This window comes from Gordonia sp. 852002-10350_SCH5691597, from assembly GCF_001665715.1.
GTDB lineage: Bacteria > Actinomycetota > Actinomycetes > Mycobacteriales > Mycobacteriaceae > Gordonia > Gordonia sputi.
Map to the genome: position 1 here is coordinate 1 of NZ_LZMO01000194.1, position 13,090 is coordinate 13,090.

Sequence of the window (13,090 nt, forward strand, 5' to 3'; positions counted from 1 at the left end):
AGTCGGTGAGAACAGGTTCTTTATTGAACCGGCGCCTTTCAGCCCGACCCCCCGGGGCTGAAACGCGACAACCCCGGCCCCCTCCCCCCCTGGCCGGGGTTGTCCTCTGTCTGGGGGTCTCTTCTTTGTCGGCAACCGGGCTGGGTTGCTCTCTGGGCTGGACGGTCTGGCCGCGTCAAGACGGTCTCGCCGCGTCGATCCGGTGCGTTAGACGTGCCTAGCGTACACCATCGCACCGATAATTCATCATAGTAAATCCCGCTGCGTCGACACTCGCCGGGTGAGCTGCGTTGCGCGTGCGGCGCTCATCCACAAGGAAGCCTCTGTCCCCAGATGCGCCCACGCATCGCGGTAGCAGGGCGTACCGGTCGGCGGTGCGACGCATGCTCAGTTCATGTCCGACGACCTCCTCGCCCTTGTGGCCGAACACTTGCACGACGACGTTGCCCGGTGCGCTGCCGCAGCGGGCTATCGGCTGATCCCCGGTGACACGCGTGAGTGCCGGCGGGATTGGTTGAGAACTCGTGCGGTCGTGCTCGATCCGCCCGCTGTCGCCACGCTCGCACAGAGCTCGCTGCCAAGGCGCGGTGGCGTCGTGCTGATCTCCGACGTCGAACCCGCCTCTGCGACGTGGCGTGGTGCGCTCGATCTCGGCGCCGTCGATTCGGCTGTGCTCCCCGACGATGAGTCCCACCTGGTGCGGATTCTCACCGAACTGAGACTGCCGGCATCGCGCCAAGCAGGAGCATTGGCGTTCATTCCGGCGCACGGCGGGGCTGGAGCGTCGACGCTCGCCGTGGCGAGTGCGCTGGCAGCCGTCGACAGCGGCGAGCGGGTGTTGCTCCTCGACATCGACGAGCTCGGGGCCGGATTGGATCTCACGCTCGGCGTGGAAGCGCGCGAAGGGCTCCGCTGGCAAGACCTTTCCTTCGACGAGGGTGCGGTCAGCGGTGCGTCGCTCCGAAATGCGTTGCCGCGGTATAACGACAGGCTTGCGCTGGTCACCGGGAGGCGTGACGACATCCGGTCGCTTTCGCGTGGCCCTGTGCTCGCAGCGGTAGACGCCGGTCGTGCGCACGGCGACCTGGTGATCGCGGATCTCCCGCGCGCCGACACCCCCGTGGTGCGCGCAGTGGCCGAGTCGGCCGAACTGGTGGTGGTGGTGACCACTCCGACCGTCGCAGGTACCGCCGCCGCGCGTCTGCTGATCGCTCGATTGCTGCCGGCGTGCCCGCGCGTCGAACTCGTGATCCGTGGGCCGTCTCCCGGCGGGTTGCGGGCAGCGCAGATCGCCGAAGCGGTCGGTGTGCCGTTGATCGCCGCGTGCCGGCCCGACCCGCGCCTGGCCATGCGTCTCGAAGCAGGACGTCTGCGGGTCGCGCCGCGCAGTCCGTTGGGGCGGGCGGCGTCGGCCGTGTACTCGCGATTTACCGACGCCCAGGCTGCGGTGTCATGAGTAGTACTGCGGCACAGCGAAGTTCACGCGTGCAGGCGGCGACCGCGACATCCGACGACGCTCTGATCGACCGGGTGCGTGAGCGCCTCGCCAAGGAGTCGGCCGAACCGACGGCCGCGGTCATCGCGGAGGCGATTCGCGCGGAGTCGGGTGGGGTTCTCGGCGACACCGATCTGCTTGCGGCACTGCGGCATCTGCAGACCGAACTGACCGGCGCGGGACGACTCGAGGTACTGCTCGCCGAACCCGGCGTCGCCGACGTGCTCGTCGTCGGACCGCAGCGGGTCTGGGTCGATCGCGGCAGTGGTCTCGAACCGACTGGTATCACCTTCGACGACGATGCGGCCGTTCGACGACTCGCTGGCCGGCTGGCGCTCGGCGCCGGCAGACGTCTCGACGACGCGCAACCGTGGGTCGACGCCCAGCTCACGTCGCTCGGCAGACGCGGACTCACCGTGCGGCTCCACGCGGTTATCCCTCCGCTGGCCGCGGACGGCACATGTATCTCTCTGCGGGTATTGCGCACGGCCGGAATGGATATGGCGGGACTGATCGCGTCGGGGGCGGTCCCGCCCGAGTTGGTCGAGGTGCTCGAAGCGACGGTCGCCGCACGTCTCGCCTTTCTCATCGTCGGCGGAACCGGGTCGGGCAAGACGACTCTGCTGAACGCGTTGATCGGTGCCATGGCCCCGACTGATCGGGTGCTGTGCGTCGAGGATGCGTTGGAACTCGCCCCGACACATCCACATGTGGTGCGTCTTGTCGCACGAACGTCGAATGTCGAAGGGATGGGCGAGGTTCCGGTACGTGTCCTGGTTCGACAAGCGCTGCGGATGCGACCTGACCGCATCATCGTCGGGGAGGTTCGCGGTGCCGAGGTCATCGACCTTCTCACCGCACTCAACACGGGCCATGAAGGGAGCGGCGGGACGTTGCACGCCAACTCGACCTCGGAGGTTCCTGCTCGTATGGAAGCGCTTGCGGCACTTGGGGGAATGAACCGAGAAGCATTGCACTCACAGCTCGCGGCCGCCGTCCGAATCGTTGTCGGGGTCAGCCGTACAGCCGGTGGAGCGCGGGGGATCGTCGAAGTCGGGATGGTATCCCGGAACGCCGATGGATGGGTGACGATCCTGCCGGTTTGGCTGCGAAACAGTGGATTCACCGAGCACCGCGCGGAGTTCGACGCGTTGGTCGAGGAGCGCACATGAGCATCGTGTTGGCGGCGCTTGCGATTGGGGTGATGTGGTGGCCGACGAGTCGGGTCGAGCATCGCGTGTCGATGTTGACCGGGACGGCGGCCACGCGATGGACACAGTTGCAGCCGAGCGCTTGTGGGTTGGTCTGTGCGCCGCTGGTGGCGCTGCTCGTCGGAGGGATCGCGGGTGCGGTGGCGGCGTCGATCGTGGTGGCGCTGGTCGTCTGGCTCCGTCGGCGAAGACGTCGTGCGGCCGGGCACGAGGTTCAGCGCGACGAGATGTTGACCGCTCTGGCGCTGATGATCGCCGAGCTGTCGGTGGGAGCTCCGCCCGCCCGCGCATGTGCCGTTGCAGCCCGCGAGATCTCGGAGGGTAGGGATGATCCATCGGAGGTGGCCGAAGGGCTGACCGTGTTGGCCGCACGAGCCGAACTCGGGGGGAGCGTCGTCGTCGATGGGGCGTCTGAGAGCCGGGGGCAGGGATCTGGTTCGGATTCTGCGGGTCAGTCCTGGCGCCGGATCGCCGTCGCGTGGCGAACCGCGGAGCACTCGGGCGTCCCGATGGGGGAGTTGCTCGAGTCGTTGCGCGCCGACCTCGCCGCGCGACGCGCGTTCACCGAGCGCACGCGCGCCGGCCTTGCGGGGCCGCGCGCGACTGCCGTTGTGCTGGCAGGACTTCCGCTCCTCGGGATAGGGCTGGGTCAGGCGACGGGCGCGCGCCCGATCCAGGTGCTGCTCGGCGGGGGTCTCGGCGGCATGCTGCTGGTGATCGGCACGGCGCTGGTCGCTGCGGGCATGGTGTGGACCGAACGGATCACCGACAAAGTGGTGCGCGGATGACGATGTCGATGCTGCTACTCGCTGCAGCGGTGTTGATCCTGCCGCCGCGGCGGTGGCTGCTGTATCGGGTCGTCGAGCCGCCTGATCGTCCCTCGGGCGAAGCGCGGTGGCTCGGAAAGCACCGTGAGGTCGACGATCCGTTTGCCATCGCCGCGGGCCTCGACCTGTTCGCAGTGTGTCTGCGCGCAGGTCTCACGGTCCCCGCCTCCGCACTCGCCGTCGCACAGACAGCACCGACGGCGTTGGCGGAGCCGCTGACCGCTACGGCGGAGCTACTCGAGCTCGGCGCCGAGCCCGAACGTGCGTGGTCGACGCCACTTGGAGTTCGACCAGCACGCCGAAAACCCTCCGACACCGAGTATTTCGAGCAGTTGTCGATGCTCGCTCGGCGATCAGCTCGTGCGGGGTCGGCGCTGTCGGCCCAGGTGGGTGAGCTCGCCACCGAAACCCGACGTCGAGCGCACGACGACGCGCATGCTCGTGCCGAGCGGGCAGGGGTGCTGGTGAGCGGTCCGCTCGGCCTGTGTTTTCTCCCCGCGTTCGTGTGTCTCGGCATCGTCCCGGTTGTGATCGGCCTCGCGGGCTCAACACTCTCCGGTCTTTAGAAGACTCGATGGATCTCTTCGTGGGTTCTCAACGTCAAAGCAGTGCAGCACCAATCAGTTTCACCTCAACCGAAAGGCACATCATGAAGATTCTCCACGCGACCCGAAGCGGATTCGAACGAATCACGGTTCGTACCAACGCGAACCTGACCAGATTGATGACCGACGACGAAGGCATGAGCACCGCGGAGTACGCAATCGGCACGATTGCGGCCGCAGCGTTCGGGGCGATCTTGTACACGGTGGTCAGTGGCGACAACATTGTCAGCGCTCTGACCGGGATCATCACCAAGGCGCTCAACACGTCGGTGGGTTGAGATGCGGCCGCGACGGATTATCGACGACGAGTCGGGGATGGTCACGATCGAGGGAGCGTACGCGATTTCGGCTGTCGTGATCGTGGTGATTCTCGCGGTGGGTGTGGTCATGGCGGTAACCACTCAGGTCCGTTGTGCCGACGCCGCCCGCGAGGTCGCTCGGCTGACGGCCGCGGGTGACGATAATGCCCGCGCCGCAGGCGAGCAGATCGTGCCGGGTGCGCAGATCTCTGTTGCGGCGCAGGCAGATCGGATCGTCGTCGAGGTCCGTCGCGGAGCGCCGATGGTGCCGGGTCTGACATTGTCTGCGCGGGCCGTCGCCGTCCCTGAGCCCGATGGTGCCGACCAGGTCGACGTCGCGCCGGGGGTGATGCGGTGACCTGTCGCCGGTCGGGTGGGGCGCGGACGCAGCGGGATTCACGCTTCACTCGACTTCTCCGCGATGAGGGCGGCTACGCCACCGTGGCCGCGGCCGGGGCAATCGCGGGTATCGCAGCCCTGATCGTGCTGGTCATCTATGTGGGTGCGGCGACGCTGGCTCGTCATCGGGCGCAGTCGGCCGCCGATCTCGCCGCATTGGCCGCGGCGGCCGATCATGTTGCGGCGCGGGCTGACCCGTGTGCCACGGCCAAGTCGCTCACCGCCGAGCAGCGGCCGCGGGCGGAGGTGTTCGAGTGCGCGGTCGTCGGTGAGGACGTCGTGGTCGGTGTGCGTGTGTCGGTGTCCCTGGGGGCGTTGGGGGTCCGAGCAGCGTCGGCGCGGGCGCGAGCCGGCCCGGCAGAGGGCCCGTGACTACTTCCCGACCCGCGACACCGTCAGGCGCCGGTCCGTGTAGTCCGTTCGTACTCAAATGACGGCTTTCACCCGATCGAGTTACATCGATGCAGCATCGGGCTGGGTACCGTCCAGTGGCGCACCACTGTCTCGTTCGTCCGAATCTCGGAGGTCGTCCATGAAGTTCTCCCGTTCCGCCGGCGCTGCTGCACTCTGTGCTGCCGCGGTGGTCCTGTCGATGCCCGCTGCCGCACACGCAGGAGGGACCAAGGACCCGCGGTACGCGGCACCCCCTGCATCGTCGGCGCCGACCTCGGCATGCTCGGATCGTGCGCCGTACACGGGACAGTGGGTTGGGCACGGGCGAGCGATCGATCTGCGCGACAACGGTTCCGGAACCATCACACTCGGCAGCGGTGCGTCGAACAGCGAGACGTGGACGTTGGCCTGGAAGGCGCAGAAGACCACGGTGTTCCCCGACTGCGGCATCCTGACTGAGGTCAAGACGCAGACCAAGAAGCTGGGTCAGGGCAGCTATGGACTACTGGGCGCCGGAAAGTCGTTTGAGGGCGCGCTGGGTAAACGAGAAGGACACACGGTCCTGTTGATGTCGCTGCATCCCGGCCAGGACTCGATTGCGTTCTGCCGCAAAGACGATTACGCCCGCGACTGCGGCGCGTAATTCGCTATCCCCCGCAAGGGTCGCTGATGTTGCGTGGCCTGATCAGGCTCCGCACTCCCGCGAGTACCCGTACTTGTCCGGGTTGCACCAGGTCAGTGAGTGCTGGGCGGAGGTGAAGCCGGCCATCTGCATATAGGTGACGGCTTGTGAATCCTTCACCAGCACAACGTGATAGACCACGCCGGCGTGCATCAAGTTATCTCCCAGACCTTCGCCGTGCTTCGAGATCTGATCGCACAGCGTCATGGTGACTCCGCTGGAGTCAGTGCTCCAGGTGAGAGCCCACTTCTCGCCGTCGGCGGCGCCGGTCGATACCGACATGTCGCCGGTGCCGTCGGCGTTGAGGTTCATGTCTCGCGTGTGACCCTCCCACGCGCCGGTACGCACACCTTCGCAAGCCGTGTCCGCTGTCGTCGGGTCTCGGGTAGATCGATGCGCATGACCGCTCCTCTCGATGACTGGACCCGATGGGTACTCGATCCGATGAGGACGTCACCAGGCGATCGTGACTCAATCGGACGAAGCGTGGGCCTCTGACCGACTATCGCAGCGAAACGCGGTGACGTGACACCAGGTCATTCGGCTGAACGGCCGCCACGAGGTCGACGGGGCTCGAGCAGTGGAACTCAGAGAGCGTCGTCGCCGATGTGAATGCGTTTGGGGTACACCCGTGTCGAATCCATCGGGGCGAACCAGACCTGGGAGAACGAGACCTCGGCGTCGCCGCGGTAGGCGAGTCGGAGTCGGCCCGGCCCGGACTTGGGGCTGGGGCCGTCGAGAATGTTGGTGCTCGAGATGCGGCTGTTCGGAATGCGTGGTGCCACCGCGTCGACGAATGGTGCCCAGTGCACCACCTCGCCCTCGGTGAGGAACGCACCTGCGGCGGCGTGGACCTCGCCGGTGTCGGTGTCGGCCGCGAGGTAGACCTCGCCGAGCGCCGTGGCGATGCGTGGACCGACCATCGCGCTCTGCAGGTACCACTGCGCATTGTCGACGACGTCGGCGTCGAAACGGGCGGCACACCAGGCGAAGTGGATGTCGAGTGCATCGAGCGCCTGCGCCTCGGAGTAGAACACGTCCGGCTCGCCGATCGACGCGGGCAGAGTGTCGGCCGATCCCGTCGGACGCGCCAGTAGGAAGAACGCTGGACGCGCACGGGTAATGAGCGGCGACGGAGTCACGCGATCGGGGGTCCCCTCATGCATCGTTCAAGTATCCCTGAGAACAGTCTGTGACAGGCGGTAGTGGCCGGATTCGTCGAATTCGACGTGCCGCGGCCCGGCCTCACCCGCGCCTGACCTGGGGTGAGTTACCACCGAGACGTCACTGGTCAGGCGTCCACGCTGAGTAGTTTTGCCAGAGCTTTCGCCATTCGCCCGATACTGCCTGAGAGTTCTCTGAGACTTCGGCGGCGAGCGTTGTCGGCATGCGTTCGGCAGATCGAATCGACACCGCCCGAATCCACAGCCGTTGGAATCCACAGCCGTTCGAAATCCAGGGTCTAGGAGAAGTCACGCACACGGACGTCATGAGCCGCTCTCACACACGGAACCGAATCGGCGCGGGAATCGCGGCGACAGGTGCATTGGCCAGCGCCGTCACGATCGCGACAGCCCCGTCTGCGCACGCCGCGGCGGCGGTCGCCGCAGTCGCCGCAGCCGAACCGTGCCGCCCTCAGCGCGCCTGCCGCGCCCACCGCGATCACCGGAAGTGCTGCCGAGTTCCACGATTAGGTGGTCAACAGCGTCGTCGACAACATCACCCAGATCGGTGACACGGCAGACAGCACGTCCGTCGACTCGACGTCCGAAGACTCCACGTCCAGAGACTCCATGCCCGCCGACGCCAGTGCAGCGGCCTGACGATAAAGTCGTGACCAGCGGTCGGGCGTTCTGCGGGGAGTGCCGGTCCGGTCCGCTCTCGTCTGTTGAGTTCGTTACGGGCAGTGTTGCCCACGGGAGATGATCGGGTGTCGGCCGAATGCGTCGCGGAGCGTTCCGGCGACCGCACAGAGCCCAATGGGCCAGTGCGTCGCGGAGCGTTGCTCGGCCGCGAACGTGAGCAACGTGAACTCGCCGATGTCATTGACTCCGTGTTCGCAGGTGGCACCGGAGTCGTCCTGGTCCGCGGCGAACCGGGCGTCGGCAAGACGGCGCTGGTGACTGCCGCAGCAGATGGTGCGGGCAAAGCCGGGGCGTCGGTGTTGCTCGGACGTGCGGTCGCCTTCGAGCAGTCCCTCTCCAATGCGCTTCTGCAGGTGCTTCTGCTGAATCTCGTCGATGGGCCGACACAGGTTGCGTCACAGCATGTCTCGACGCTTCGTCTCGCTCTCGGACTCGACGCCGGAGAAACACCAACGCCCGCAGTATTGGCGAGCGCGGCCGTCTCCCTGGTTGACGAGATGTCTACTCGCGCACCGGTCGTGATCGTCGTCGACGATCTCCATCACGCGGATGAGAGCTCGGCGGCGGTGCTCGAGGCGCTCGTGATGGCGCGGATACCACGTGTCGCCATCGTGGCAACCGCTCCTGCGCACACGCAGTGTGAGTTCGGCCCGAGCACGATCATCGATGTCGGGCCGCTCGATGGCGACGCCGCGTCGACGCTGCTCCCGCTGAACCATCCGAGTATGGCGCCCGACGTGAGGCGCCGAGTCCTGGCACTCGCCGAAGGCAATCCGCTCGCCCTGCGTGCGTTGCCCGCCGAACTACGCTACGACCAGATCGACGGTTCGTCGTCGTTGCCGCCGGTAATCCCGATGTCAACTGTGTTGCGCGACAGACTCGTTCCCGAGATTCCCGACCTTCCGGCCGCGACGCGACGCCTGCTGTTGATGCACGCGCTGGCTCCCGACGTTCCGATCGCTGATCTCCTCGCGACGCTCGGCAGTCGCACCTGCTCGGACGTCGTCACCCCGGCGATCACGGCGGGACTCATCGAACTGAGCGTCGCCAACGGCGAGTCACCGTCGGCACGTCCGCCGCGAGTTCACTTCACCCCAGCGCTCATCGGATCGGCGCTGATGAGCGCGGCGACCGACGACGAGCGATCGTCGGCGTATCGGTCACTCGCGCGAGTTCCGCAGTGCTCGGCTGGAATCACACCCGATATGTCAACGGGAAGAACCACATTCGACGACGCTCTGGCAGCTCAACTCGAAGTGGCCGCGGAAGCGGATCTGTGCACAGGCGAGTGGCGATCGGGGCTGGACCGGCTCCGACGGGCCGTCGAGCTCAGTGGTGATCCCCGGGAGCGTCACCGACGACTGGCCCGCGCAACGCAGGTTGCCGCACGCGTCGATCGTGGCGCGGCGGCGGAGATGTTCGTCGGAATGCAGACAGGCCAGCGACATTTCGAGAACTCGATCACCGACGCACTCGCCGCGTCGGCGGTCATCGTCATCGATGACGACGGCGACGTCGACACTGCCTACCGGATGCTGATGGATGCGTTCGAACGTACTGCGCCGCATGACCCCGACGATCCGGTGGTCGTCGAAGCCGTCGAGGCGTTGCGCGAGTTGTGTTGGCTCGGTGGGCGCGCGGAGTTGTGGGAGGGGTATCGGCGGGTCGTCGACGAGGTCGCTCCCGAAGCGTCCTCTGCGCTCGGACTTGTGGCGGCACTCTGGAAGGGGCCGTCGACGTTGTCGGTCGCTCAGCAGACAACTCTGGACGCGCTGATCGCCGGGTTGTCGGTCGACCATTCTCCGCTCTGGGTCGGTGAGATCGCCGAGATGGCTGCGACATTCGACCGGATCGATGAGTGTCGTGCGGTACTCGACGAACTGATCGGCGGCGTAGACACCCGCCGCGACGTAGCGAGCAGGCCGTCGATCGCGGCGGTGTGGGCGATGTTGCAGCTGGCTCAGGACGGGTTCCACCGTGGGCGATGGTCCACCACAACAGAATTGGCTCAGCGGGCCAAGGCGGTCTGCGACGTCGACGGCCACGATCACCTCGGCTGGCTCGCCGACTATCTGCTCGGCATGGTTGCCGCGGTTCGTGGCGAGGTCGATGTGGTGGAGCAACTCGCGGCACGCATGCGTGCGTGGGCACTACCGCGGCGTGCCTTCGTGCTCGTCCGGTTCGCCGAACATCTGTGGACGATGGTCGCAGGTGGGCGCGGAGATGTGGGTTCGGTGTACATCCACGCGACGGCGGTCAGTCCGGTGGGTCAGCTCGGACCGTACGTCTCGATGTCGGGAATGATCGCATTGGATCTGGTCCGATCGGCGACACGCACCGGTCGAGGCGACGATGCGCGAGCGCATGTCGCCGCCATCGAGGAAGCCCGGCTCGACCGAATCTCACCGCGACTGAACATGATTACGCTGGCATGCCGGGCGATGATCAGCGACGACGACTCGGGTCGCCTCTTCGAGGAGGCGCTGGCGGTGCCCGGTTCCGATCAGTGGGTCTTCGAGTACGCGCGTATTCAGTACACCTACGGCATGGAACTGAGACGCAAGCAGGAGCTCGTTGCCGCGAGGAGGCAACTGCGAGCTGCGTTGTCGACGTTCGTCGAACTCGGTGCGACGCCGTGGGCTACGCGCGCAGAGGCGGAACTCGACGCCACTGCCCCGACACGCAACGCGACGGCGGCAGACTCGGAGTTGACCGCCTATGAACGACGTATCGCAGACATGGTGGCGTCGGGCCTGACCAACAAGGCTGTCGCGGAACGACTCGACATCTCGCATCGGACCGTCGGCAATCATCTGTATCGGATCTACGCCAAATTGGGTGTGACGTCGCGGGTGGAACTGCGCGAGGTGCTCGCAGTCCCGAGATGAGAGCGCGGTAATCGTACGACCGACAGGTCAGGCGAAGAGCGCGCAATCACGCAGCGCCGTACGGGATCTCACTCCGACGGTGCGGTATACGTGCGAGAGATGACTGCCCACCGTACTCGGCGCGATACCCATCTGAGATGCGATGGCACGGTTGGACATCCCCGAGGCGGCCATCTCGGCGATGCGGTGTGCCGTGGCGGAGATCTGTGGGGATCGACGAGGCGGCGTGAAGGTGGTGACCGACTCGCAGAGCAACCGTAGTTCATCGGCGGTTCGGGCAGACCAGTGGTCGGCGCCGAGCACGGTGAACGTCGAGAGAGATTGGTAGAGTTCTTCTCTCGCGGCGCGACCGAGGCCGTTCATGCGCAACCGACGCCCGAAATGCAAGCGCACTCGCGCCACGTCGAACGGCCATCGGTCTGCGCCGGGCGTTGCGATCGCAGAGCGATATGCCTCGACATCGTCGGTGACGATCGCATACGAACCCGCGCGCAGGAAAGCGAGCCGGAGATCGGGCCCATGGCCGACTGCGGTCAATGCCTGCGCCACCGCCACTGTTGCCGAAGGTGATTCGCATTCGGCGGCGGCCTCGGCAAGGTCGATGATGGCGCGGTCGCCGCGAGTGATGACGTCGGCGGGCCCATGTTTCGATGCGCGGAAGATGCGTAGCGCGCTCCGCGGATTGCCTGCACCGAGAGCTGTGACTGCCTGGAGGTGCCCATGGTGTCGGGCGACGCCAACCCCCTTGGATATCCACTCGGGTACAGCGAGTGAGGCAACCGATGGCGTGAGCAGCTCTCCGCGGTACGCCGACAACAGTTTTCGTGCGCTGACCAGATATGCCTGTGCGTAGAGTTGCAAGCCCGACTTCCGGCACAGGGCTATCCCGCCGTCGAGAATCCGCTGTGCCTCGTCCCAACGTCCGGCGCCGAGATAGTGGGAGCCGAGCATCCAAGCGGCGCAGACCGACGAGGTGACCGACGAGCGGGGGTCGCTACATACGCGATGCAACGCGGCACGCCACCAGTAGCTGCTGCTGCGCGACGTCGCGACAAATGCGCTGCGCACCACATCTGCGCTATCGGCTGAGTGTTGTAGGGTGTCGATCAGCCGGTCGAGTCGAGTATCGAGGTGTGCATGCGATGCGCGGTCGGGTGAAAGTGTTTGCGCCGCAATCAGTGCCCACTCAGGCGCTATCGCCGCATGCTGGCCTACCAGGGAGGTGAATTCCGACCAGTGTTCCGGCCGATCGTCGAGATGGCACAGCTGATAGTGCGACCAGAGTGCATCGTCGAGAATGCGATCGCCCGGTTCCGAAGGATGTGCGCGAATCGCTCGTGCAAAAGTCCGTTGCGCTTCGCGGATCGACTCCGGGGCTGTTGCTGACAGATACGAGCGCGCGACGACCGCCTCGAGTGAGCGTGTCGCCGCGGTGTCGATGCTCACCGCTTCGTCGAGAAGTGCGCTGGCGGTGGGGATATCGGCGCTCACCGCGGATACCAGGGCCGACGCCGCGGCGAGCCGTCGAGCCTTGGCAGGCGGCTCTGTGGTGTGTGCGGCGCTGAGGCGGAATGTGTGTGCCGCTGTATGGGAGTCGCCGTGGCGAAGGGCCTGAGCAGCGGATCGCTGTAGGAGGTCTGCGACGTCGTCGTGGTCGAGCCCGAGTGATGTGTGGTCGCTCGTCGATGGTGGGGCCTCGGTCGAAGCGATGGCGAGATAGCCCGCGCGGACCAGTTCGCGAGGCCGGCCGTCTCCGCGACGCACGATTCAACGACGATCATCGGAATCGAGACTCGGAAAGTGCAGGCGCAGAAAGTCTTCAGACGCCGCTGCGTCGAGCGGATGGACCGCGAGTGCGACGTCGACCGCATGGCTGGGAAGACCCGCGACACCCGGCACGCAGGTGGTGACGAGCTTGACGCTGCTGCCGGTCAGCCGTCGACTCAGGTACGAGAGTGTTTGTGCGGCATCGTCGTCGAGCCGATCGGCGTCGTCGAGTCCGATGAGAAGCGAGTGGGATCGCGGCCGGCGGGCAAGGCTGAGCAACGTCTGTCGCGGATCGTCGGCGTTGTCGTTTGTGACGATGCCCGAGTGGTGCTCGGAGGTGGCGGATTCTCGGAGGTGGGCTGCCAGTTCGGTCAGAACCGACTCGGAGCCTGCGCGCGTGTTCAGTCGTGCGAGTCGGTATCCGGCGTCAGACGCCATACGTTCGGCCGCGGCGAGCAGCGCGGTGCGCCCGGTTCCCGGTTCGCCGACGAGCGCTACCGAATGGTCGGTCGGCGACGAGACGAATGCGCCCAGTGATCCGAGGAGTCGGTCGCGCGCCGTCAGGGCGTGTGACACCACTGCTGCTGAACCTCCCCTGTGAGCTAAGTTACTTCCGAGTACAAAGAGAAATGTAGCTCACCTACGCGGCGCCCAGATGT

Annotated in this window: 13 protein-coding genes; 9 read left to right on the plus strand and 4 right to left on the minus strand. The window is 66.2% G+C overall.

Annotation, left to right across the window (positions count from 1 at the left end; genetic code table 11):
- Positions 1-394: 394 nt before the first annotated feature.
- The 8 genes from ssd to A5777_RS14105 all read left to right on the plus strand — a co-directional run bounded on the left by ssd (position 395) and on the right by A5777_RS14105 (position 5,872).
- Positions 395-1,456 carry a septum site-determining protein Ssd gene (gene ssd, locus A5777_RS14070; RefSeq protein ID WP_064863135.1) on the plus strand — a complete coding sequence of 354 codons (1,062 nt, stop codon included), beginning with the start codon at positions 395-397 and terminating at the stop codon, positions 1,454-1,456.
- Positions 1,453-2,667, plus strand: coding sequence for a TadA family conjugal transfer-associated ATPase (locus tag A5777_RS14075; RefSeq protein ID WP_064863136.1), 1,215 nt, complete (start codon positions 1,453-1,455; stop codon positions 2,665-2,667). Before ssd ends, A5777_RS14075 begins: the two co-directional genes overlap by 4 nt.
- On the plus strand, positions 2,664-3,494 hold the full coding sequence (locus A5777_RS14080) for a type II secretion system F family protein (protein ID WP_064863137.1): 831 nt from the start codon (positions 2,664-2,666) through the stop codon (positions 3,492-3,494). Before A5777_RS14075 ends, A5777_RS14080 begins: the two co-directional genes overlap by 4 nt.
- Complete coding sequence (locus tag A5777_RS14085; RefSeq protein WP_064863138.1) at positions 3,491-4,099, plus strand: type II secretion system F family protein; 609 nt, start codon at positions 3,491-3,493, stop codon at positions 4,097-4,099. Before A5777_RS14080 ends, A5777_RS14085 begins: the two co-directional genes overlap by 4 nt.
- A gap of 83 nt (positions 4,100-4,182) precedes the next feature.
- Positions 4,183-4,416: a DUF4244 domain-containing protein gene (locus tag A5777_RS14090; RefSeq protein ID WP_064863139.1), complete on the plus strand. Its 234-nt coding sequence runs from the start codon at positions 4,183-4,185 to the stop codon at positions 4,414-4,416.
- A gap of 1 nt (position 4,417) precedes the next feature.
- Positions 4,418-4,795: a TadE family type IV pilus minor pilin gene (locus A5777_RS14095; protein ID WP_064863140.1), complete on the plus strand. Its 378-nt coding sequence runs from the start codon at positions 4,418-4,420 to the stop codon at positions 4,793-4,795.
- Positions 4,792-5,208, plus strand: coding sequence for an Rv3654c family TadE-like protein (locus A5777_RS14100; RefSeq protein ID WP_064863141.1), 417 nt, complete (start codon positions 4,792-4,794; stop codon positions 5,206-5,208). Before A5777_RS14095 ends, A5777_RS14100 begins: the two co-directional genes overlap by 4 nt.
- 160 nt (positions 5,209-5,368) lie before the next feature.
- Positions 5,369-5,872, plus strand: coding sequence for a hypothetical protein (locus A5777_RS14105; RefSeq protein WP_064863142.1), 504 nt, complete (start codon positions 5,369-5,371; stop codon positions 5,870-5,872).
- 42 nt (positions 5,873-5,914) lie between these two features.
- Here the strand turns inward: A5777_RS14105 and A5777_RS14110 are convergent, their stop codons facing one another.
- Together A5777_RS14110 and A5777_RS14115 are read right to left on the minus strand one after the other, a co-directional pair.
- Positions 5,915-6,223, minus strand: a complete 309-nt coding sequence (locus tag A5777_RS14110) for a hypothetical protein (RefSeq protein ID WP_156529386.1) — start codon at positions 6,221-6,223, stop codon at positions 5,915-5,917.
- Positions 6,224-6,498: 275 nt separating this feature from the next.
- Positions 6,499-7,077 (minus strand): hypothetical protein, encoded by a 579-nt coding sequence (locus tag A5777_RS14115; protein ID WP_064863144.1) that lies wholly within the window; start codon positions 7,075-7,077, stop codon positions 6,499-6,501.
- 740 nt (positions 7,078-7,817) lie between these two features.
- Here A5777_RS14115 and A5777_RS14120 point away from each other — a divergent pair.
- Positions 7,818-10,664 (plus strand): AAA family ATPase, encoded by a 2,847-nt coding sequence (locus A5777_RS14120; protein ID WP_231895066.1) that lies wholly within the window; start codon positions 7,818-7,820, stop codon positions 10,662-10,664.
- 27 nt (positions 10,665-10,691) lie between these two features.
- Here the strand turns inward: A5777_RS14120 and A5777_RS14125 are convergent, their stop codons facing one another.
- Positions 10,692-12,428, minus strand: a complete 1,737-nt coding sequence (locus A5777_RS14125) for a helix-turn-helix transcriptional regulator (protein ID WP_231895067.1) — start codon at positions 12,426-12,428, stop codon at positions 10,692-10,694.
- Positions 12,429-12,431: 3 nt separating this feature from the next.
- A complete protein-coding gene (locus tag A5777_RS25430) occupies positions 12,432-13,010 on the minus strand; it encodes an AAA family ATPase (RefSeq protein WP_231895068.1) in 579 nt (192 codons plus the stop codon).
- Positions 13,011-13,090: the final 80 nt, after the last annotated feature.

What these genes read in the sequence shown, in the direction of transcription:
- A5777_RS14115 (WP_064863144.1), bottom strand. Translation starts at nt 7,077, where the DNA reads ATGCATGAGGGGACCCCCGATCGCGTGACTCCGTCGCCGCTCATTACC.
- ssd (WP_064863135.1), top strand. Translation starts at nt 395, where the DNA reads ATGTCCGACGACCTCCTCGCCCTTGTGGCCGAACACTTGCACGACGAC.
- A5777_RS14090 (WP_064863139.1), top strand. Translation starts at nt 4,183, where the DNA reads ATGAAGATTCTCCACGCGACCCGAAGCGGATTCGAACGAATCACGGTT.
- A5777_RS14105 (WP_064863142.1), top strand. Translation starts at nt 5,369, where the DNA reads ATGAAGTTCTCCCGTTCCGCCGGCGCTGCTGCACTCTGTGCTGCCGCG.
- A5777_RS14080 (WP_064863137.1), top strand. Translation starts at nt 2,664, where the DNA reads ATGAGCATCGTGTTGGCGGCGCTTGCGATTGGGGTGATGTGGTGGCCG.
- A5777_RS14110 (WP_156529386.1), bottom strand. Translation starts at nt 6,223, where the DNA reads ATGAACCTCAACGCCGACGGCACCGGCGACATGTCGGTATCGACCGGC.
- A5777_RS14085 (WP_064863138.1), top strand. Translation starts at nt 3,491, where the DNA reads ATGACGATGTCGATGCTGCTACTCGCTGCAGCGGTGTTGATCCTGCCG.
- A5777_RS14095 (WP_064863140.1), top strand. Translation starts at nt 4,418, where the DNA reads ATGCGGCCGCGACGGATTATCGACGACGAGTCGGGGATGGTCACGATC.
- A5777_RS14075 (WP_064863136.1), top strand. Translation starts at nt 1,453, where the DNA reads ATGAGTAGTACTGCGGCACAGCGAAGTTCACGCGTGCAGGCGGCGACC.